At 38.7% G+C, this 23435-nt stretch carries 17 protein-coding genes; 5 read left to right on the forward strand and 12 right to left on the reverse strand.

Translation table 11 applies throughout. The features are described 5' to 3' along the window. Positions 1-62: 62 nt before the first annotated feature. The gene (locus tag A9501_RS07255) at positions 63-392 is read left to right on the forward strand and encodes a DciA family protein (protein WP_065265487.1); all 330 of its coding nucleotides are present in this window, start codon (positions 63-65) and stop codon (positions 390-392) included. Here A9501_RS07255 and A9501_RS07260 read toward each other — a convergent pair. The 6 genes from A9501_RS07260 to yedE form a co-directional block, all read right to left on the reverse strand. Continuing rightward, the gene (locus tag A9501_RS07260; protein WP_065265407.1) at positions 382-1236 is read right to left on the reverse strand and encodes a Dam family site-specific DNA-(adenine-N6)-methyltransferase; all 855 of its coding nucleotides are present in this window, start codon (positions 1234-1236) and stop codon (positions 382-384) included. The two genes, A9501_RS07255 and A9501_RS07260, sit on opposite strands and share 11 nt — an antisense overlap. A 1-nt stretch (position 1237) precedes the next feature. Continuing rightward, the gene (gene aroB / locus A9501_RS07265; RefSeq protein WP_065265408.1) at positions 1238-2326 is read right to left on the reverse strand and encodes a 3-dehydroquinate synthase; all 1089 of its coding nucleotides are present in this window, start codon (positions 2324-2326) and stop codon (positions 1238-1240) included. A gap of 20 nt (positions 2327-2346) precedes the next feature. Then, on the reverse strand, positions 2347-2889 hold the full coding sequence (gene aroK, locus A9501_RS07270; RefSeq protein WP_065265409.1) for a shikimate kinase AroK: 543 nt from the start codon (positions 2887-2889) through the stop codon (positions 2347-2349). A 211-nt stretch (positions 2890-3100) separates the two neighbouring features. Then, the gene (rlmB, locus tag A9501_RS07275) at positions 3101-3844 is read right to left on the reverse strand and encodes a 23S rRNA (guanosine(2251)-2'-O)-methyltransferase RlmB (RefSeq protein WP_065265410.1); all 744 of its coding nucleotides are present in this window, start codon (positions 3842-3844) and stop codon (positions 3101-3103) included. Positions 3845-3898: 54 nt separating this feature from the next. Next, on the reverse strand, positions 3899-6247 hold the full coding sequence (gene rnr, locus A9501_RS07280) for a ribonuclease R (protein WP_065265411.1): 2349 nt from the start codon (positions 6245-6247) through the stop codon (positions 3899-3901). 103 nt (positions 6248-6350) lie between these two features. After that, the gene (gene yedE / locus A9501_RS07285) at positions 6351-7409 is read right to left on the reverse strand and encodes a YedE family putative selenium transporter (RefSeq protein ID WP_065265412.1); all 1059 of its coding nucleotides are present in this window, start codon (positions 7407-7409) and stop codon (positions 6351-6353) included. 227 nt (positions 7410-7636) lie between these two features. Between yedE and gss the strand changes: the two genes are divergently transcribed. Both gss and A9501_RS07295 read left to right on the forward strand, forming a co-directional pair. After that, positions 7637-9532, forward strand: a complete 1896-nt coding sequence (gss, locus tag A9501_RS07290) for a bifunctional glutathionylspermidine amidase/synthase (RefSeq protein WP_065265413.1) — start codon at positions 7637-7639, stop codon at positions 9530-9532. A 130-nt stretch (positions 9533-9662) separates the two neighbouring features. Then, entirely contained in the window at positions 9663-14177 is a 4515-nt protein-coding gene (locus tag A9501_RS07295) for a S6 family peptidase (protein ID WP_065265414.1), read from the forward strand. Positions 14178-14286: 109 nt separating this feature from the next. Here A9501_RS07295 and ispC read toward each other — a convergent pair whose 3' ends face one another. The 6 genes from ispC to serB all read right to left on the reverse strand — a co-directional run bounded on the left by ispC (position 14287) and on the right by serB (position 20500). After that, positions 14287-15474 (reverse strand): 1-deoxy-D-xylulose-5-phosphate reductoisomerase, encoded by a 1188-nt coding sequence (ispC, locus tag A9501_RS07300; protein ID WP_065265415.1) that lies wholly within the window; start codon positions 15472-15474, stop codon positions 14287-14289. A 109-nt stretch (positions 15475-15583) separates the two neighbouring features. After that, positions 15584-16141, reverse strand: a complete 558-nt coding sequence (frr, locus tag A9501_RS07305; RefSeq protein WP_005632773.1) for a ribosome recycling factor — start codon at positions 16139-16141, stop codon at positions 15584-15586. A 150-nt stretch (positions 16142-16291) separates the two neighbouring features. After that, entirely contained in the window at positions 16292-17908 is a 1617-nt protein-coding gene (gene pckA, locus A9501_RS07310) for a phosphoenolpyruvate carboxykinase (ATP) (protein WP_065265416.1), read from the reverse strand. Between the two features lie 173 nt (positions 17909-18081). After that, positions 18082-18963 carry an Hsp33 family molecular chaperone HslO gene (gene hslO / locus A9501_RS07315; RefSeq protein ID WP_065265417.1) on the reverse strand — a complete coding sequence of 294 codons (882 nt, stop codon included), beginning with the start codon at positions 18961-18963 and terminating at the stop codon, positions 18082-18084. A gap of 83 nt (positions 18964-19046) precedes the next feature. After that, complete coding sequence (locus A9501_RS07320) at positions 19047-19538, reverse strand: YajQ family cyclic di-GMP-binding protein (protein WP_005629625.1); 492 nt, start codon at positions 19536-19538, stop codon at positions 19047-19049. Positions 19539-19555: 17 nt separating this feature from the next. Further along, positions 19556-20500 (reverse strand): phosphoserine phosphatase, encoded by a 945-nt coding sequence (serB, locus tag A9501_RS07325; RefSeq protein WP_065265418.1) that lies wholly within the window; start codon positions 20498-20500, stop codon positions 19556-19558. Positions 20501-20556: 56 nt separating this feature from the next. Between serB and A9501_RS07330 the strand changes: the two genes are divergently transcribed. Together A9501_RS07330 and tkt are read left to right on the forward strand one after the other, a co-directional pair. Beyond that, the gene (locus A9501_RS07330) at positions 20557-21195 is read left to right on the forward strand and encodes a YtjB family periplasmic protein (protein ID WP_065265419.1); all 639 of its coding nucleotides are present in this window, start codon (positions 20557-20559) and stop codon (positions 21193-21195) included. A 111-nt stretch (positions 21196-21306) separates the two neighbouring features. Then, entirely contained in the window at positions 21307-23304 is a 1998-nt protein-coding gene (tkt, locus tag A9501_RS07335; protein ID WP_065265420.1) for a transketolase, read from the forward strand. Positions 23305-23435: the final 131 nt, after the last annotated feature.

Raw genomic sequence — 23435 nt, forward strand, 5'->3', positions numbered from 1 at the left:
TATGAAAATTGCGTGTATTGTAGCGGAAATCTAAACTAATGTCATTTATGGGGGCAGACTTTATGGAAAACAAGGCTGAACGTTATCAAAAAGCAGTCAATATTATGGATGTGCTTGAGCAATCACCCTTCGCCCAAATAATGAAAAAAGGCCTTGCCATCAATGAACTTAATCAAAAATTTAACCGCATTTTTCCACAGGAATTTCACGGAAAATTTCGTATTGGTTCCGTTAACGGTAATAGTCTTTTTTTAGAAGTATCGAATGCAATAGTGCGTCAAGGAATCTTATTTCGTCAAACTGAACTTATAAAATTAATTCAAGAGGATTTTCCACAAATCATAAAATTGGATATCGTTATAAACCCTGAGCTATCAAAGATTACACCTTAAAAATCGCAATCAACTCTCTTACTTTTACTCGTTTTTCTGAGCTCTGGCTAATCGAACGTTGTACTTTCACACGTTTAAATTTAGCCCCCTTATAAATTTCTCGGGTAAATTTGGTATCGTGGTTAGATATTAAAACCGGAATTTGTTTTTCTTTTTGTGTGAATTTTGCGAGTTCAGCTAAAATGCGTTGATGCTCACAACTAAACTCATTACCCGCATAGCTCGTAAAATTTGAATCCTGCAATAAGGGAGCATAAGGCGGATCGCAGTAAATCACCGAATCTTTATCAGCTAATGCAAATGTTTGCTGAAAATCGCCACATAAAAATATTGCACTTTGTGCCTTATGTGCAAAATAACGTAACTCGTTCTCTGGGAAATAATGCGTTTTATATGCGCCAAAAGGCACATTAAATTCATTTTTGCTGTTATAACGACATAGTCCATTAAACCCAAAGCGATTTAAGTAGAGAAAAAGCACAGATCGTTCAAAAGGATCAGTTGAAGCATTAAATTGGCGACGTTTGTCATAGTAGTAATCAGGATCATTCGCATTAGGGGCAAAAAAAATGGTTTTACAAGCCTCAATGTAAACATCTACATTTTCTTTCACTATATTAAAAAGATTAATTAAATCAGGATTAATATCAGCCAAAATATAGCGCTCAAAATTTGAGTTTAAAAAAACGGCCCCTGCTCCGACGAACGGTTCAATAAGACATTGTTTTCTCTTAGGAAAGATATTATTAATTTCATCTGTTAAACGAAACTTCCCACCAGCCCATTTCAAAAATGGACGGTGTTTAAGTTTCGGTTTTAGGGAATGTTTTTTTGGACGTAACATCTTAGTCCATTTGGGTACAACGCTTAATAGCGTTTAACACAAGATCCTTATCAGTATCAGTTGCTATATAAGCTTGACCTAGTGATTTAAGTAACACCAGACGCAACTTACCTGCTAGAACTTTTTTATCTCGCATCATATGCGGTAGATAGTCCTCCGGCTGCATCGAATCCGGTGATAAGGTGGGCAAATTAGCGCGTGCGAGTAATTTTTCTAAGCGTGAAACATCTGCCACAGAAATATCACCCAACTGCTCGGAAAGCGCGGCAGCCATCATCATTCCGGTAGATACCGCTTCACCATGGAGCCAGTTACCATAGCCGAGATGAGTTTCAATCGCATGTCCAAAGGTATGACCAAGATTAAGTAAAGCTCGATCACCTTTTTCTGTTTCATCACGAGCAACTACATCCGCTTTAATTTGACAGCAACGAGCAATACAATGTTGTAGGGATTCGTTATTTAATGCAACAAGCTCATCAATATGAGCTTCAAGCCATTCAAAAAATTCGTAATCTAAAATTGCGCCATATTTTATTACTTCAGCCAACCCCGCATTTACTTCACGTTTTGGTAACGTGCCAAGAGTATGCGTATCAATAATAACCATAGAGGGTTGATAAAATGCACCGATCATATTTTTCCCAAGTTCATGATTCACTGCTGTTTTTCCTCCAACAGAAGAATCCACTTGGGAAAGTAAAGTGGTTGGAATTTGAATTAATCGTACTCCTCGTTGATAACTTGCTGCGGCAAATCCTGCCACATCACCAATCACACCACCACCTAGTGCCATAATTGTTGTATCACGCCCATGATTACCTTGTAAAAGCGCAGTAAAAATTAAATTTAAGGATTCAAGCGTTTTATACTTCTCACCATCGGGCAAAAGAACATGATCGACTTCGCACCCGCGTTTTTTTAGCGCAAATGTTACCGTATCTAAGTAAAACTGTGCTACCGTGGGATTCGTCACAATCATCACGCGATCTCCTCGCTTAACCGGATAACTGCGTTCATCTTGCAATAGTCCATTACCAATTAAAATTGGGTAACGACGCTCCTGTAATTCCACGTTTACGCACAGCATAAATTTATCCTTAGACACACTTAAAGTGCGCCATTTAATCCATTCATATTATCAATGAGATCAACAATCTGGTTTACCATTACTTTGGCATTTTGCTCATCCGTAGGTAGGGTGATGTCAGCTACTTCCTCATAAAGTGGATTACGAATTTTTGCTAAGTCTTCCAATACTTGACGAGGATCTTCTGCGCCTTGCAACAGTGGACGTTTTTTGTCACGCTGAGTACGTTGAAATTGTTTTTCTACAGTAGTTTCTAAATAAATTACAATACCACGTGCAGATAAATAATTACGGCTATCTTTAGAAAGCACAGCACCTCCACCAGTAGACAGGACAATCCCCTGCATTTGTGTGAGTTCGTTAAGAATACGTTCTTCACGTTTGCGGAAGCCCTCTTCGCCTTCCAGATCAAAAATCCAGCTAATATCTGCGCCAGCACGTTCTTCAATTACGGCATCTGAATCAACAAAATCCATATTTAACTGTTGCGCTAACTGACGACCAATCGTGCTTTTTCCTGCCCCCATTGGCCCTACTAAAAAAATATTACGTTTTTCCGCCATTGTTCTTATCTAGTTTAAAGGTGAAATAAAAATCTAATCTTTCTAACAAAAAATAAACAAGCCAAAATAAACTTCAGTAGTTAAAAAGATTTTCCCGAAATGGTTTAGATTATCGCAATAAATCCCCCTATTTTTCAACCTTTTGAGGGAATTTATTTTCTTTAACGAAAAAGGAAAATAAAAGAGTGGTGAAATTTACAACGCTTCCAACTTAAATGTATGCTAAACGCTGACGCACAATTTCAAATAAACATACCCCTGTTGCGACAGATACATTTAATGATGAAACTGAACCAGCCATTGGAATGCTAATCAGTTGATCGCAATGTTCACGCGTTAAACGGCGCATTCCTTCGCCTTCAGCTCCCATAACAAGTGCTAGTGGCCCTGTCAGTTTGCTTTGATAAATGGTTTCAGTGGCTTCGCCAGCAGTGCCGACTACCCAAATATTATGATTTTGCTGTAAATCGCGTAGTGTGCGAGAAAGATTGGTTACACGAATTAACGGCACGGTTTCTGCTGCACCACAAGCAACTTTACGCGCGATAGACGTTAATTGTGCCGATTTATCTTTTGGTACGATCACTGCCACTGCGCCAGCCGCATCAGCTGTTCTCAGGCAGGCACCCAAGTTGTGTGGATCCGTCACGCCATCTAAAACTAATAAAAGAGGATTTTGTTTATTCGCAAGAACTTCATCAAGATCATTTTCATTAAGTTCTTTTGCCGCTTGTACTCGAGCAATAACACCTTGATGAACCTCTCCATCGGCTTTTTTATCAAGGGTTTGTCGATTAACGAATTGCACACCAATTCCTAGGGAATAAAGCTCGTTTAAGAGTGGCTGTAGACGTTTATCTTCACGGCCTTTAAGTACGAAGACTTCAATTAAACGTTCTGGTGAATGAGTTAAAATACTATTAACAGCATGAATGCCGTAGATTTGTTCTGACATAAATTTCTCTTTTTCTTATTTGAATTTTTAATTCATTCCATAATGGGAAGTGAATTATTTTCGTTTTCTAGATGTTTTCTTCGAAACTTCTTTCTTTTTTACCGCACTTTTTCGTTTTTGGGATGCTTTAGTCGGTAGTTCTTTAAAAACTTTCTTGGCTTTTTCTTTCGCAGTTTTTCCAGCACGACGAGGCTTACGTTCACTCCCTATCAGCGAGAAATCGACCATTTTATTTTCTAAATGTACAGCTTCAACTTTGATGCGAACTTTATCGCCTAAGCGATATTGCATTCCGCTATTTTCGCCAATTAAACGCTGTTTTGCTGCATCGAATTGGTAATAATCGTTTTCTAAGGTGGAAATATGGACTAAACCATCGATGAATAAATCATCTAAGCGTACAAATAAACCAAATCCAGTCACAGATGAAATCACACCGCTAAACTCACCGCCAACATGATCTTGCATATATTCACATTTCAGCCAATCAGCCACTTCACGAGTAGCGTCGTCAGCACGGCGTTCCGTCATTGAACAGTGATTGCCAAGTAAATCCATTTCATCAAAAGAGTAATGATAACCGCCAGTATCCGTTGTTTTACGTTTTGCGCCTTGTTCTTTAGCGAGCAAATATTTGATGCCTCGATGAAGTGTTAAGTCTGGATAACGGCGAATTGGCGAAGTAAAGTGAGCATACTCTTCCAAAGCCAAACCAAAGTGCCCAATATTATCAGCATGATAGACGGCTTGATTTAATGAACGTAGCAACATTGTTTGAATAAGTTCATGATCTGGTCGTTCTTTAACTTTTTCTAAGAGGGCAGCATAGTCTTTTGTGGTTGGTTTTAAGCCACCTTCTAAAGTTAAACCAAACTCACTTAAGAAAGTGCGGAACGATGTTAATTTTTCTTCGCTAGGAGTGGCATGAATACGATATAACGCAGGCTCTTTATGTTTTTCCATAAAATTGGCTGCTGCGATATTCGCAAGAATCATACATTCCTCAATGATTTTGTGGGCATCATTACGAACAACGGGTTCAATGCGCTCGATTCGCCCCATTGCATTGAAAATAAACTTAGTTTCAATGGTTTCAAAATCGATCGCACCACGTTGATGACGAGCACCAAGCAACGTTTGATAGAGTTTATAAAGATCTTCTAAATGAGGCACAAGCGTAGAATAACGAGCACGTAATTCTTCATCGCCTTCGAGCATTTTTGCTACTTTGGTATAAGTGAGGCGGGCGTGAGAATTCATCACCGCTTCATAAAAGCGATAATCTGTTAGCTTACCTTTGGCAGAAATTTGCATCTCACACACCATACATAAACGATCCACTTGTGGGTTAAGAGAGCATAAGCCGTTTGATAAAATTTCAGGTAGCATTGGTACAACTCGGTTCGGAAAATAGACTGAGTTACCACGATTATGCGCTTCCACATCCAAAGCAGAACGTAAACGTACGTAATAACTGACATCCGCAATCGCTACCCAAAGTTTCCAGCCTTTGCCATGTTTTTCACAATAAACAGCATCATCAAAATCGCGAGCATCTTCGCCATCAATGGTCACAAGCGGCAAATTGCGTAAATTCACACGACCTTTTTTTGCTTCTTCAGGGACTTCTTCAGTGAATTTTTTTACGTATTTTTCCACCGCACTTGGAAACTTATGGGGAATATCGTGGTTACGCAAGGCGATTTCCACTTCCATTCCTTTCGCCATATTGTCACCTAGGATCTCTGTGATTACGCCAATTGGCTGGTTAAAACTGGCAGAACGTTCTTGCAATTCGACAACGACCACTTGTCCCATGCGAGCACCATTACGATGTTCATTTGGCACAAGAATATCTCGGCCAATTCTGCTGTCATCAGGCACCACATAACTAAAACCGTTTTCTAAGAAAAAGCGGCCCACAATTTGTTTTTTACGGCTTTCTAATACGCGCACAATTCGCACTTCACGGCGACCACGACGATCTAATCCAGCAGGTTGCGCTAAGACAAAATCCCCGTGCATGACTCTTTGCATTTGATGGTTTGGAATGAATAAATCATCTTTTTTGCCATCGACCTGTAAAAAACCGAAACCTTCGCGATGACCAATTACCGTGCCTTTAAATAAATCTAATTTTTCTGGTAAGGCATAGCGTTTACGTTTGGTGAACACTAATTGGCCGTCATTTTCCATCGCGCGTAATCGGCGACGCATCGCTTCTATTTGATCTTCATTTAGAATGGAAAGTGCGGTCAAAATTTCATCCCGATTCATCGGCGAATTATTGTCTCGAATAACGCTTAAAATGAACTCACGGCTCGGGATTGGATTGCCGTATTTTTCCAATTCTCGTTTGTAATGAGGATCTTGGCTGATTAAGTTTTTACGTTTTTTTGTCATTATTTTTTACAGTTTTAAAAAGTGCGGAGAGTTTGACACTGTAAGGGGGATAATGCAAGGAAAAGAAAATCTGCACTCATGATGAGTGCAGATAAAAAGTGAATTAAGCCGATTTTTTGGTAAAGCCAATATAGGCGCAGAATATAAATCCAAGAACTAAAGCGTAAGGAGTGAATTCACCAATGCCAGAACCTGAAGCTGCAAGGCTTAAACGGTGGGCAGCAGCTGAACCTAAAAGCATACCAAGCACAAAAATAGCGGAGTCATTATCGCCTTCACCAAGATGAACTAAATGTTTGCCAGGACAACCACCGCCAAGGGCGAAGCATAATCCGCAAAGTGCCATGCCGAGGAAGTTCCAAAGATATTGATTATGTGTGCCAGGTTGTTGTTCAAAGCCTAAATGGAATTGACCAAGTAAAGCATTTGTAATTGCGGCAAATACCACTAGAGCGATGACACCATTCAATAACGAAGAATCACGGAATAGAATGAAATTACGGAATGCGCCAATTGAGCAGAAGCGTGATTTTTGCATTAATGCCCCTACGATTATCCCCCCCACTAAAGATAATGCCCAAAATGCATGTTGTGTGCCAGGGCCTTTTTGTGAGAAATAAAGCGGTAAACCTTCGCCAAAACTAAATTGGGTGATAACGCCAATAAGTAATAATCCCGCAATAATGACAGAAATCCAGCCTGTAACAGGAGCTTGTTCTTTTGCTTTGCCGAGCGAAAATCCTCGATTACTAAAGAAAATTCCGCCTAGTACGCCGACAAATAAACCGATAACACCGGCAATCGCAGATAAATCGCCACCGCCTAAACGCAAATATGCGCGCCATGGACAACCTAAGAAAGTTAAGGCACCAATCATGGCAAACGCCCCTAAAATTAAGCGAATGAATGGTGATGAACCACCACGAGCACGGAATTCTTTTGCAAATAACGCACTCACTAACGCACCGAATATTAATCCAATGAGTTCGGGGCGAATGTATTGAAGTGGAGCAGCTTGATGTAAGCCAATGGAACCAGCCGTATCGCGTAAGAAACAGGCTGCGCAGAATCCCATGTTGCCGGGATTTCCGCTATAAGTAAGTAGTGGACCGATGATACCAAGTGCAGCACCTGCAACCACAGGCCATTTTGATCCTTTCATAATGAAACCCTTGTGATATCTAAAGTTAAACTAAATTGTGTACTCTCGAATACTCGAAAAGCATGTTCATTTTAATCTAAGAAGTTAAATGGTAAAGAATGTTTTGATGAAAAGATGAGATAAATCAAAAATTTGGTAGGAAGAAAGTGCGGTAAAATTTTATTGATTTCCGTAATAAAAATAAAAGATCTATACTAACCGCATTCATTTTTTATTCGGAAGATACTATGACAGAACGTTCAGCCAATATCATTACCCACGATCCTTTTGGTAGCTTACTTGGATATGCTCCTGGTGGCGTGGCAATTTATTCCTCAGATTACAATACTGCAGATGATAAAGAGTTCCCGAATGATGCGGCATTTCGGAGTTATCTAGGGCGAGAATATATGGGCTATAAATGGCAGTGTGTGGAATTTGCGCGTCGTTATTTATATCTCAATCACGGTGTTGTATTTGCCGATGTCGGTATGGCGTACGAGATCTTTTCTTTACGTTTTTTACGCCAAGTAGTGAACGATGCCTTGTTGCCCTTGCAGGCATTTGCTAATGGTTGCAAACGTAAACCTCAAGCAGGTTCCTTATTAATTTGGCAAGAAGGGGGAGAGTTTAAACACACAGGGCATGTGGCAATTATCACCGAGGTGTTGCCTGATAGCGTTCGAATCGCCGAGCAAAATGTGATTCATTCCCGCTTACCAAGTGGTCAGCAATGGACGCGTAAATTGCCGATGATTGTTTCAGAACAAGGTTATTTTCTACAAGATACTTTTGATGATACTAAAATTCTTGGCTGGATGATTCAAACAAACGACACTGAATTTTCAGAACCCCAACCTTTCCCAAAATCAACCGCACTTCGGTTACAAGCTCATCATATTGACAATCACGGTCAATTTAGTGGGAAATGGTTAAATGAAAATGAACCATTTGATATGGCTTATATCAAGGCGATGGGCGGGCATAAAGTGAGCCATTCTGATCAATATCGCTATTTTGCCATGTCTGAAAGTGCTCAACAGGAATTAATTCACGCCACGAACGAACTCCATTTAATGTATTTACATGCAACAGACAAGGTACTTAAAGATGATAATCTGTTGCGGTATTTCAATATTCCGAAGCTCCTTTGGCCACGCTTAAGACTTTCTTGGCAAAATCGCCGTTATCAGACGATTACAGGTCGTTTAGATTTCTGTATGAGTGAACGAGGTTTGAAAGTCTATGAATATAATGCAGACTCAGCCTCTTGCCATGCTGAAGCTGGCGATATTATGAATCGTTGGGCAAAACAAGCTGGTGGTGTATTAGGGGAAAATCCGTCCGATGGTTTGCGTAATGCGTTAGCTGATTGTTGGCAACATAGTCAAGCCTCAAAATTAGTTCATATTCTGCAAGATCATGATGATGAAGAAGATTACCACGCTATGTTTATGCAACAAGCATTGGTACAAGCAGGATTTCAAGCAAAAATTATTCACGGCACAGAAGGATTGCATTGGGATAATCGTGGTCGCCTGATTGATGATGAAAATAACCAAGTTCAAACCGTTTGGAAAACATGGGCATGGGAAACTATGCTGGAACAACTTCGTGAAGATGCAACAGGAATGGAAGTTGCTCCTCCTATTCGCACTGGTTATCCTGAAGATAAAGTGCGGTTAATTGACGTACTACTTCGCCCAGAAGTGTTGGTTTATGAACCGCTTTGGACGGCAATTCCAAGCAATAAGGCGATTTTACCTGTGCTTTGGTCTTTATTCCCTAATCATCGTTATTTGTTAGAGGCAAGTTTTCATCTCACACCAAACTTAATCCAAAACGGCTATGCTCAAAAACCAATTGCAGGTCGCCGAGGCGATAACGTTAAATTGATTGGTGAAAATAATTCCATGCTAGACACAACCGATGGGCAGTTTAGTCAGCAAGATAGTATTTATCAACAGCTTTGGTGCTTACCACAAGTGGAAGATCAATATTTGCAAATCTGTACTTTTACTGTGGGGGGACATTATGGTGGAACTTGCCTACGTTCTGATTCAAGTCGTGTCATCATGGGAAATAGTGATATGCAGCCTTTGAGAGTGTTGAAGGATAAAGTATTTTTTGGACAAAAGAAATAATCAGGTTACCGTGCATTACCTACGAAAATAGGGTAAAATTAGCGGATCTAATTTTTAAAGATTAGCGGAATTTTTACCGCACTTTACTAGAATTTATATTTTTCTATTTATAAGTTATAAGGCAACCATAATGCATAAAATCAATTTGTTTCGTCCAACACTTTTGGCATTAAGTCTTGCTTTTGCGAATTCTTACGCGCAAGCCTCAATGGTCCGTAATGATGTGGACTACCAATTTTTCCGTGATTTTGCTGAAAATAAAGGACAATTTTCAGTCGGATCTAGCAATATTCCCGTTTTTAATAAACAAGGTCAGAAGATTGCAACAGTATTACCCAATTTACCGATGCCTGATTTACATGTGGCAAATAGGGTAAGCGGTATTGCAACTTTGTTTAATCCTCAGTATATCGCCAGTGTAAAACATAACTTAGGTTATGGCTCGGTACAATTTGGTGATAGTGATAATAATTCAGATAGTCATTATTTTAATTATCTTATTACAGATCGAAATAATCATAGCGGATTGGATTTTCATGCCCCGCGGTTACATAAATTGGTGACCGAAGTCGCACCGATACCTCTAAATAATATTGCTTTTGATAATGCTAAAAAAACAGGACCACGCAATGGTGCTTTTTTAGATAAAAATCGTTATCCATACTTTGTGCGAGTAGGCTCTGGACGTCAATATTTAAGAAGTAAAGATGGTAAAGATAAAACATCTTTAACATCTGCTTATCATTATCTTACTGGTGGAATACCGCTCGCACCACGAGGATCAATGGACAATTGGATATCATTTAATGGTGATATTTATGATGGGCTAGCAACTTATGGTTTGCCTGGTGATAGCGGCTCACCGCTATTTGCTTATGATGCGAAGGAAAAACGCTGGGTATTAGCCGCAGTGCTATCTACTTTTGCGGGTTATGATCGGACCGAGAACATTTATACGATTATTCAACCTGATGTCATAGCACAAGCTTTTAAAAATGATGAGATTCAGATTCCACTTCGCGCTAAAGAGATCCAATGGCGGAATTTAGGTAATGGCGATAGTGTATTAAAAAATGGTGCTGAAAATATTCATGTAGCATTAGAAAATTCATCTAAGAAATCATTAGATCAAAATACGCAACGCCCTTCTTTAGATAACGGTAAGACTATTCATTTCCAAGGTGGTGATGGTTCAACTCTCATTCTTAAAGATAGTATTAACCAAGGTTCGGGGGCTTTATACTTCAATCAAAATGCCATTGTTCGCGCAGAAAATAATGATACAACTTGGCTAGGAGCGGGAATTGTCGTTGACGGTGATAAAACGGTTCATTGGCGCGTAAAAAATCCTATTAATGACCGTCTTTCAAAATTAGGAACGGGCACACTTTATATTGATGGTCAAGGCAAAAACCTAGGTGATATTAGTGTAGGCGATGGAACTGTAGTACTTGATCAAAAGTCGTTTAATGGACAGCAGCAAGCCTTTAATCAAGTTGGGATAACAAGTGGCCGAGGAACAGTTATTCTTGCCAATAATAAGCAGGTCAATCCAGATAATATTTACTTTGGTTTCCGAGGTGGGCGATTAGATGTTAATGGAAGTTCGCTCACTTTCCATCGTATTCAAAATGCTGATGACGGCGCAAAAATTGTCAATAATCACCGCACCTATGCCGCTGAAATTAATGTAATTGGTCGTAATGATGTAACGGCTCAAAATATAGAATGGGTAAAATGGGGGCAGGAGCCGACCACTTCGTTTGCGTTGTATGAATATAAAAATAATCATAGAAATAACCGATTCGATTATTTCCGTCTAAAAGATGGGAAAAATCCTCGAGCTTATTTCCCTTTGGATATGACAACTACCAATGATTGGGAATTTTTAGGTAACGACAGACAAAAAGTTGTAAGAAATGAGGTTTTAAAAGAAAACTCTAAAAAACGTTTAGATACGTTTAGTGGTTTCCTTGGCGAGTATGATTCTCAACGTTATAACGGTGCGTTAACGTTTAATTACAACCCTAACCATTACAATAGTGTGCTTGTATTGAACGGCGGTACGAATTTAAATGGGAATTTAAACGTATCAGCGGGGCACTTAGTACTTTCAGGCATCCCTACTCCTCACGCTTATGATCATTTAAACAAAAAAGAAGTTATAAATGAAAATAGTTGGATTAATCGCCAATTCAAAGCGCGTGAATTTAATGTTTCAGGCAATGCAAAACTAGAAAGTAGTCGTAATGTAAGCTTATTAGAAGGGAATTTCAACGCTCGACATCAAGCCCAAATTCAGCTAGGTTTTACCCAAGGTAAATCCAATGAATGCATTCGTGCATCTTATACAGGTTACACAGCTTGTTCTGAGAATAAGACTTTAGGGCATTTAGCTTTTAATAGTATGCCTGTTACAGTTGTATTCGGTAACATTGATTTAAAAAATAATAGCCAGCTTAATTTAGGTAAAGCGCATTTAGTTGGGCGTATTAATGCAGCCCCTACGACACAAATTTACTTACAACCTAATAGCCAGTGGTCACTCAACGGAAATAGTACAGTAGGAAATTTAGAGCTTTTACCTAATAGCCAGATCACATTAAATGCCAATTATGATGATGTAAATAAAAACTATCGTGGTTGGATTCAATTTAATGAGTTAACAATTAATGGCAAATTGACAGGGAATGGTCACTTCCGTTTCTTAACGAATGTGGCGGAACATAGAGGCGATCATATTACAGTAAATGGGCTTGCCTCGGGTTCTTATATCCTTTCTGTAAAAAATACGGGTAAAGAACCTAATGAAGTAAATCCATTAAGCCTTGTTAAATTAAATCATCCAAATCAGCGAATAGGGCAAGCTCGCTTCGCGCTTGAAAATGGTTATGTTGATTTAGGGGCATATCGTTATATTCTAGCTAATCGCAACAATGACTATCGACTATATAACCCATTGCGTGAGGCTGAACAGTCTTTTCAAGGTAGTGAGCAACTTATTGCAAATAGTCAGCGTGAATTTGAGAAAGTGCACCAATTACTTAATCAAAAACAACAAGAGCTAAATCGATTAAATGCTCAATACGAGGATGTGAAAGCAAAAGAAAATACTTATAAATCACATGTTGCACGATTGCTTTCAGATATAAACCAAAGCAATAATCAAATTGATAATGCTTTTAATGAATACAATCGTACGCCTCGTATCCGTTTTATTAAACGTCGACGATTATATGAGCAATTTACGCAATATAAGTCTAAATTAGAAAATCAACGTAATGAATATCGTAATATTAATTCACAAGTAAATTACTATTCACAACAAGTATCCTCAGTACTTGGAAGTGTGAATACTATAAAAAATGAAGTGAATTCACTTTCATCTCAAAAAAGTAATTTGCAAGCAGAATTAAATCGTTTACAAGCGGGTTATGCAAATAAAATTGCACAAGCTCAAAAACTTTGTACTGCCCAAGGGCTTTCATCTGATGTATGTCGAAAAGTTGCTAAAGTCGCAAATGATAGTGATCTAGCGGCTTTTGAAGCGGAGCTTGATGCAAATATTGAGCAAGTAGAATTCGCTCAACAAGCATTAGAACATGCTAAAGTATCTGGTGATGAAAGTGCGGTTCATTTTGCGCAAGAAAATTTGGATCAAGCTATACGATCTCTTGTTAATGCGCTTGAAGATACTTATACAACTTTAGGTGATATTAATCATTTCTTAGGTGAGATACCTAAAAATGTGGCAATACCTGTACAGGCTCAATTAATCAGTCGTTATTCCAATACGGCTTTATCAGAGCTTTCTGCAAACGTTAATTCGGTATTACAAATTGGACGAAATTTAGATCGTCATTTATTAAGCCAAGATAAATCTAATGTTTGGGTGAATACGGAAGCAAGTCAGAGAACTTATCGCTCCGACTATAATCGTCCATATAAGCAAAATTTAACTTTAACTCAAATCGGTGTAATACAGGCATTAAATTCGAATATGCAAATTGGTGCGGTGCTTTCTCATTCTCGCGCTAATAATGAGTTTGATGAAAATGTATCAGGTACAAGCCGACTAACTGGTATAAATGGTTTTGTTAAAGGCGAGTGGAATAATGATGTCTTTGCAAGTTTTGACTTAGGTTATGGACGCAGCCGTAACAATGTAAAATTTGACGAAGAAAACAAAACGTTCCACCGTAATATTTTGAGTGCAGGCGGAAATATTGGAGTTTCTCTAGACTGGGGAATTAATATCATACCTTCAATTGGTATGCGCTATTACCGTCTATCTACCACAAACTACCAATTAGACGGTGCAAATATCAACAGTAAAACGTTACATTTAACGACTTATCGTGCTGGCGTAATGTTAGATAAAACGTTTGATATAAATGGTGTAAAATTCACCCCGAGTTTCTCAAGCAATTACTATGATGCTACTCAAAGAAAACTTGCCATTCAGAGGGTATTAAGCGTCAATGATGTCGCATTAAAACAACAATTCGGACGTTATTTTACTCATGAACTTGGTTTTAATGCTCAAATGAAACAGTGGAATATAAGCACGAATATTGGAATGCTTAAGGGCTCTGATGTCGCACCACAGAAATTTGCTTCATTAAAGGTCGGTTTTACTTGGTAGCATTATCTAGTAAGTAAATAAAAAAAGTACGGCTATATTTTGCCGTACTTTTTTATTAGTAATAAACAAACTCTATCCATAATAAGAATATAAACGCAACATCACACTTTTATATTAGTTCTGCAGCAATCTTTCTCGCTAAATGATCAACTTCCAATACATCCTCAACATATTGAATAGTTTGCGGTGTAATCTTCTCAATAGTACGCTCATTAATTTTTGCAATATCCATAAAACTAATTTGACGATCTAAAAATGCTTGTACGGCAATTTCATTAGCTGCATTCATTGCTGTTGTCGCATATTGACCCGCAGCAAAGGCATCAATAGCCAGTTTTAAATTTGGATAGCGATTAAAATCAGGTTCAATAAACGTCAGTTCTTTAATTTTAAAGAAATCAAGAGGTTCTACTCCGGCAAAAGTGCGATGAGGATATGCCATAGTTTCTGCAATTGGTGTACGCATATCTGGATTTCCCATTTGAGCAATGACTGAGCCATCAACATAACGCACCATAGAATGAATAATCGATTGTGGATGAATAATGACTTCCATTTCTTCCGCACTTGCATTGAAAAGCCAGCGAGCCTCAATGTATTCCAAGCCCTTATTCATCATTGTAGCTGAATCGACAGAGATTTTTTTACCCATAGACCAATTAGGGTGCGCAACTGCTTGTTCTGGTGTGATACTAGCAAACTGTTCGAGAGGTGTGTAACGAAATGGCCCGCCAGAACCGGTGAGTATAATTTTACTTACACCTAATTCAGAAAGTGGGCAAAAACCGATTTTTTCTTGTGCTTCTGGCGGTAACGATTGAAAAATAGCATTATGTTCACTATCTACTGGTAAAAGCTTCGCACCATAGTTTTTTACGGCATCAATAAAAAGCTGTCCGCAGGTTACCAATGATTCTTTATTTGCCAGTAATACCCGTTTACCTTCTTTAACCGCAGAAAGAGTCGGTAGCAATCCTGCGGCACCAACAATAGATGCCATTATCTGATCTGCATCTGGATGTGCTGCAAGTTCACAAATAGCTTGTTGTCCTGCTAATACTTCCGTTGGAATATGATGTGCAATTAATTTCTCACGTAAAATTTTAGCCGCATTTACATCATCAAGAGCCGCAAAGTGCGGTCGGAATTTTATGCATTGTTCAAACATTGCTTCTACATTTTTTCCGCCGACGAGTGTAAATGCATGATATTTCTGAGGGTTATTTTCAATAACAGAAAGGGTACTTTTACCGATTGATCCCGTTGAACCAAGAATGACAATGTTTTGTTTTTGCATAGAATCTTTACCGCACTTTTGTTTATTATATTTTCATTGGTACGTCTAAATCCGCATACCTAATAAAATAAAGGCAGACAAAACTGTCTGCCTTTCGCATTTTTTATGATTAGAAATCCATTAATTCTTTTTCTTTATCCGCTAATACTTCATCTACTTTTTTAATGTAAATATCTGTGATTTTTTGGATTTCTTCTTCTGCTTTATGTTGTTCGTTTTCGCTGATTTCTTTGTCTTTTAATAATGCTTTGATTTTATCATTCGCATCACGACGCACATTACGAACCGCAACTTTACCTTGTTCACCTTCGCCTTTCACAATTTTGATTAAATCGCGACGGCGTTCTTCTGTTAATGGAGGAAGCGGAACACGGATTGTGGTACCCGCTGAAGATGGGTTTAAACCTAAATCTGAGGTTAAAATTGCTTTTTCTACCGCAGAGATTAAAGAACGATCAAAAACAGTTACAGCTAAAGTACGCGCATCTTCTGCCACTACGTTTGCTAATTGGCGAAGTGGAGTTGCTGCACCATAATATTCAACTTGAATTGCATCAAGTAAACTCGGTTGTGCACGACCGGTACGGATTTTCGAAATATGGCCTTTTAATGCTTCAAGGCTTTTTTCCATACGATCTTGAGCATCTTTTTTAATTTGGTTAAGCATTACATTGTCCTTTTAATTGACGAAAGTTAAAACGCGGTGATTTTACTGGATTTTTGTAAATTTTTGAATACATTTATCAGCTTGAAAACAGATAAAAAATGACCGCACTTCAGTCACCCAAAGTGCGGTTAATATTTTTAGTATTTTTAGTTAAGCTTTAGGACCAGCAGCAATTAAAGCTTTGCCTTCTTCGTTAGTTGCATATTTAACAAAGTTTTTCACAAAACGACCAGCTAAGTCTTCAGCTTTTGATTGCCATTGTGCTTTATCTGCGTAAGTATCGCGAGGATCCAAGATTGCAGAATCTACACCTGGTAATGCTTTAGGAATTGCTAAGTTGAAGATTGGCAATTCACCCATTTCAGCTTTTTCAATTGAGCCATCTAAGATTGCATCAATGATTCCACGAGTATCTTTGATTGAGATACGTTTGCCTGTACCATTCCAACCAGTATTCACTAAGTAAGCTTCAGCACCAGCTGCTTGCATACGTTTTACTAACACTTCTGCATATTGAGTTGGGTGAAGGGTTAAGAACGCTGCACCGAAACATGCTGAGAAAGTTGGAGTTGGTTCAGTAATACCACGTTCAGTCCCTGCTAATTTCGCAGTGAAACCTGATAAGAAGTAGTATTTAGTTTGTTCTGGTGTCAATTTAGATACTGGTGGTAATACGCCAAATGCATCTGCAGTTAAGAAAATAACTTTAGTTGCGTGACCTGCACGAGAAACTGGTTTTACAATGTTATCGATGTGATAAATTGGGTAAGACACGCGAGTATTTTCTGTTTTTGAACCGTCATCAAAATCAACAGAACCATCGGCACGAACAACCACGTTTTCTAATAATGCATCGCGACGGATAGCGCGGTAAATATCTGGTTCATTTTCTTCTGAAAGGTGAATGGTTTTCGCATAGCAACCACCTTCAAAGTTAAAGATACCAACATCATCCCAACCGTGCTCATCATCACCGATTAATTCACGTTTTGGATCGGTTGAAAGGGTTGTTTTACCTGTGCCAGATAAGCCGAAGAAGATTGCTACATCGCCATCTTTACCAACGTTGGCTGAGCAGTGCATTGCGCCAACACCTTTAAGTGGTAGGAAGTAGTTCATCATTGAGAACATTCCTTTTTTCATTTCACCGCCGTACCAAGTACCACCGATTAATTGAATGCGCTCAGTTAAGTTGAAAGCAACGAAGTTTTCTGAATTTAAACCTTGTTCTTTCCAGTTTGGATTAGTTACTTTAGAACCGTTCATTACAACAAAATCAGGTTCAAAGTTTTTAAGTTGTTCTTCAGTTGGGCGAATGAACATATTTTTCACAAAATGTGCTTGCCATGCAACTTCAGTTACAATACGTACCGCAATACGGTCGTGTTCGCTAGCGCCACAGAAACCATCAACCACAAATAAGCGTTTACGAGAAAGTTGGTTAGTCACCAAGTCTTTTAAGCTTTGCCATGTAGCTTGGTTCATTGGTTTGTTGTCATTTTTCGCTGCTTCAGATGTCCACCAAACAGTATCTTTGGTTTTTTCATCTAATACGATATATTTATCTTTTGGTGAACGGCCAGTGAAGATACCAGTATCTACAGCTACTGCACCAGTCGTAGTTAAAGTACCTTTTTCAAAGCCTCCTAAACCTGGATTGGTTTCTTCTTCGAACAATTGCTCGTAGCTTGGATTGTAGACAACTTCTTTTACGTCATAAATGCCTAGAGCTTCAAGTTCTTTTACTACTTTGTTTAAGTCTGTCATAAGTCACCTCTAATATTTAAGATTAAAATTTAACTGTCGCCTATTCTAAAGAATGTCAATGCAAAAAAATGTTAACTAGATCTCATTTTTGAAAAATCATGGCTTTTTATTACCTATTTTTAGGTGTATTTATGATATAGATCAAAAATCCCGACATGGCGTCGGGATTGTTTTTAAAGTTTTGTTGATTTTAATTTTCCAATTGCTTCTTTATTAAAGAAGTAGTGTGTACCACAGCACTCACATTGCATATCAATACTGCCTTTATGCTCGGCTAATATTTCGTCAATTTCTTCATCGGAGATGAGCAGTAATGCAGAACCAGAACGCTCTGCAGAGCAGCCACAGAAAAATTGTACATCTTGTGCTGGATAAAGATTGACGGTTTCTTCGTGATATAAACGATAGAGTAACTCTTCTGCAGGGAGACCAAATAATTCTTCATCTTTTACTGTTGCTGCGAGCGTAGTTAAATGCTCAAAATCTTCTGGTGTACCAGAACCATCAGGCATAATTTGTAATAACATACCTGCTGCCACTGGCTTTCCTTCATATTCTCCAGTACGAATAATTAATTGAGTTTGAAGCTGTTCTGAGCGTACAAAATAATCTTCTAAGCATTCAGTGATCGTTGGTTTATCCAGGCTAATTACACCTTGATAGCGTTCTCCTTCTTTTGGTGCAATAGTAATGACCAATACGCCTTTGCCAATCATATTGTGCAGACTCATATTTTCAGTGATGTTGCCATCCACTCGAGCAAGGGCGCGGATTTGTTGTTGATCATTGCCATTTACTAATGCTAAGCGTAATGGACCATCGCCTTGAATTTGTACGGTGATATTGCCGTCAAATTTTAGTGTGGCAGTAAGCAAATTAGTCGCTACCATCATTTCACCCAATAAATCCTGTACTGCTTTCGGATAGTGATGGGTATTTAATGTATCAGTGAATGTTTTATTTAAGCGAACCCATTCCCCACGAACCGCACGATTTTGGAAAAGATAACGGTAAAGCTTGTCATTGTCTTGAATATGTTTTTCCTGTTCTGTCATTAACTATTTCTCATCGATAATACATTGAAAAATATGCGGTAATTTTGCATACTTCTATGAGTTTAAACCTCAATAACTATATCCTAGTCTCTAAAATTATTAAATTGGAATGGTTGGCCTAATTCAGCGCCTTTAACAAGTTGAATGACAGCCTGTAAGTCATCGCGTGACTTACCTGTCACACGTACTTGCTCACCTTGAATTTGAGTTTGAACTTTGATTTTAGAATCTTTTACTAATTTAGTAATTTTCTTCGCCATCTCCGTTTCAATCCCCTGTTTAAGTTTGATTTCTTTACTATAAAGTTTACCGTGGTGTTCGCTTTCTGCTGGAATATCTAAAGAGCTGTGCTCAATACCACGTTTAATACAAGATCCAATTAAAATCTCAATTAATTGTTCAAGTTGGAAATCAGATTCTGTGGTAATTTTAATCGTTTCATTTTTTTCATTTAATTCAATTACTGCTTCTACACCACGAAAATCATAACGCGTGCTAAGCACACGGTTGGCATTTTCCACGGCATTACGGACTTCGTGTAAAGTGATTTCAGAAACAATATCAAAAGATGGCATAGTCTTCTCCCATTTTATTAAATTCTATCATTAGCACTTAAAAGGCATAAAAGTGCGGTTAAGTCGGCGAAGTTTACCACAATTTGCGCTTGTTGTTGCACTTTAGGTTTAGCATGAAACGCAACACCTAACCCAGCTACGTTCATCATTGCCAAATCATTTGCACCATCACCAATAGCAATAGAATGTTGTGAATCAATACTGTATTCCTCTAACAAACGTTGTAATGTTTTAGCTTTATATTGGGCATCAACCACATCGCCTTTAACTAAGCCAGTGAGTTTTCCATCTTCAATATCAAACTGATTGGATGCAGCAAAATCAAGCTGCAATAAGGCTTTCAAATAATCCGCAAAATAAGTAAATCCGCCTGAAGCAATTGCGGTTTTCCAACCATATTTCTGTAAGGTTTGGATCGTTTCAACTAATCCAGGCATTAGCGGTAAATGCTCTCTAACTTGCTGCAAAATGCTTTCTGGCGCACCTTTTAATGTCCCCACTCGACGACGCAAACTTTGCTCGAAATCTAATTCACCTCTCATTGCGCTTTCCGTAATCGCAGAAACAAGTTCACCAACACCTGCTAGTTTCGCAATTTCATCAATACACTCAATTTGAATCGCGGTAGAATCCATATCCATCACCAATAACCCAGCTTGAGACAATTTAGGGCTAAAATCTAATTTAGCTATATCTACTTCAACATCATGAGCAAAGTTAACAAACTCAGCAAACCACTGGCCTTTTAATAAAACGACAATATTTTGCTCCACCATCCAAACATCAAAAATCTGAAAATTTTGACCGCACTTTTGTTGAAATTTTTCCAGCTTAGTCATGTCCAACTTTGTGCCGTATAAGATAAAAGGTTCCCCATTCTGTATAGGCTCCTCGTTAACTAAAAGTGCGGTAGGAAGTTGTGGGTATTTTTGTGTAATGCTTTCGAAACGTTGAATTTGCATAAAAATCCTGTAAATTGTGGCGACTGAAAAGATTTTAACCGATGTGAGTTGAAAAAGTGCAAATAATTAAAGAAAAACTAATCAAATCAACCATGCTTGCAACGATTATTGTGCTAAGCCTAACTGCACTTGGCGTTATCTTATTTGGTGTGAAGCAATTTAAGCTGAGTTCACAATTTGCTAGCGTAAACCAAGTGGCGAACATCTCACATATTTTGGTTCGTCAACAAGCCAATTTATTTTCAGTTTTACTTACAAACAATGCCAAAACAGAGCAATTAACGGATAATCTTGATCAAATAGTCAAAGAAGACTTTATTTTAGATGCAAGCTTATATGATGGCGAAGGAAAATTACTGGCTCAAAGTCGCGAGACTCGCAATTCACCCGATGAAAATAACCAACAAATTGTGGAGCCACTTTACGCCCAAAGCGGCATTAAAGGATTTTTACGCGTCACTATTGATGCGCAATATACGCAATCTAACCAATCAAAAATTAATCAGATTTTTCACCAATTATATGGTGAACTCATTATTGTCTTTTTACTTGGCGCGCTGATGGCAAGCTCTATTCATTATTTTTTAAGTCACTATCGACGGACTTACCGCAAATCCAAAGAGAAAAAAAGTGCGGTAAATTTGAAAGTAAAATCGAGTAGCGCGCGTTTTCACCAGCGTCGCCGTAGAATTTGATTATTGTCACAAACTATTAAATTGAGTGCGGATTTTTGCTAAATTTCCTTCAGAAATAAGGTAGAATGCGCAAGATTATTTTTTCAAAGCGAATTATAACAGGAGAACAAAATGGCAACTCGTAGACAATTAGCCAATGCAATTCGTTTCTTATCAATGGATGCTGTGCAAAAAGCTAAATCTGGTCACCCTGGTGCACCAATGGGGATGGCGGATATTGCTGAAGTATTATGGCGCGACTTTTTAAAACACAATCCGACCAATCCTAAATGGGCTGACCGAGATCGTTTTGTACTTTCTAACGGCCATGGTTCTATGTTGATTTATAGCCTTTTACATTTAACTGGCTATGATCTTTCTATCGAAGATTTAAAACAATTCCGTCAATTACATTCTAAAACCCCAGGTCACCCAGAATATGGTTATGCGCCAGGTGTTGAAACCACAACAGGTCCATTAGGCCAAGGTATCACTAATGCGGTGGGTATGGCGATTGCTGAGAAAACCTTAGCAGGTCAATTTAACCGTGAAGGTCATGAAATCGTTGATCACCACACTTACGTGTTCTTAGGCGATGGCTGTTTAATGGAAGGGATTTCTCACGAGGCTTGCTCTTTAGCAGGAACATTAGGCCTAGGTAAATTAATCGCATTCTACGATGACAACAACATTTCAATTGATGGTCATGTAGATGGTTGGTTCAGCGATGATACCGCAGCACGCTTTGAAGCTTATGGCTGGCAAGTAATCCGTAATGTGGATGGCCATGATGCAGAACAAATTCGTCAGGCTGTTGTACTTGCACAATCAGAAAAAGAAAAACCGACTTTAATTATTTGTAAAACGATCATTGGTTTCGGTTCACCAAATAAATCAGCGTCACACGATTGTCACGGTGCACCATTAGGCGATGAAGAAATTGCATTGACCCGCAAAGCCTTAAACTGGGATTACGCACCATTTGAAATTCCGGCTGAATATTATGCTGAATGGTCTGCAAAAGAGAAAGGAGCTGCAGCAGAAAAATCTTGGGAAGAAAAATTTGCTGCTTATGCAAAAGCATATCCAGAACTTGCCGCAGAATTTACACGTCGTGTAAACGGTGAATTACCAGCAAACTGGGCGGCAGAATCTAAAGCGTTCATTGAAAAATTACAAGCAAATCCAGCGAGTATTGCAAGCCGTAAAGCATCACAAAATGCAATCGAAGCATATGCTCATGTGTTACCTGAATTCTTAGGTGGTTCTGCAGACTTAGCAAGCTCTAACTTAACGTTATGGAGTGGTTCTAAACCGATTCGTGCGCATGAAAACGTAGGTGGTAACTACATCAACTACGGTGTTCGTGAATTTGGTATGTCTGCCATTATGAACGGTATTGCCTTGCACGGCGGTTTCATTCCTTACGGCGCAACCTTCTTAATGTTCTACGAATATGCACACAATGCGGTGCGTATGGCTTCATTAATGAAACAACGCTCATTATTCGTTTATACTCACGACTCTATCGGTTTAGGTGAAGATGGTCCAACTCACCAACCTGTGGAACAAACTGCATCACTACGCTTAATTCCAAACCTTGAAACATGGCGCCCATGTGACCAAGTGGAATCAGCCATTGCATGGCAACAAGCGGTTGAACGTCAAGATGGTCCAAGTGCGTTAATTTTCACTCGTCAAAATCTTGCACAAATGGACCGCACTTCTGCACAATTAGATGCCGTTAAACGTGGCGCTTATGTATTAAAAGACTGCGAAGGTACACCTGAATTAATTTTCATCGCGACAGGTTCTGAAGTGGAATTAGCAGTGAAAGCAGCGGATGTATTAACCGGTGAAGGTAAAAAAGTACGTGTCGTTTCTATGCCAAGCACTAACCGTTTTGATAAACAAGATGCAGCGTACCGTGAAAGCGTATTACCTGCAGCAGTAACTAAACGTGTTGCGATTGAAGCGGGTATTGCCGACTTCTGGTATAAATACGTTGGCTTTGAAGGTCATGTGGTAGGCATGAATAGCTTCGGCGAATCAGCACCTGCTGATCAATTATTCAAACTCTTTGGTTTCACTGTTGAAAACGTGGTAGAGAAAGCGAAAGAGATTTTATAATTCCCTCATGATAAAAAGCGGTCAGCAAAAACTGGCCGCTTTTGATTTTCCTAAACTTCATATCAAATAGCAATATTTCCAAAATTATGTCAAAATTCATTGCATTTTGCGGATCGGTATTCATCATTTAT

The organism is Haemophilus sp. CCUG 66565, from assembly GCF_001679495.1.
In the GTDB taxonomy this organism is placed as follows: domain Bacteria; phylum Pseudomonadota; class Gammaproteobacteria; order Enterobacterales; family Pasteurellaceae; genus Haemophilus; species Haemophilus haemolyticus_K.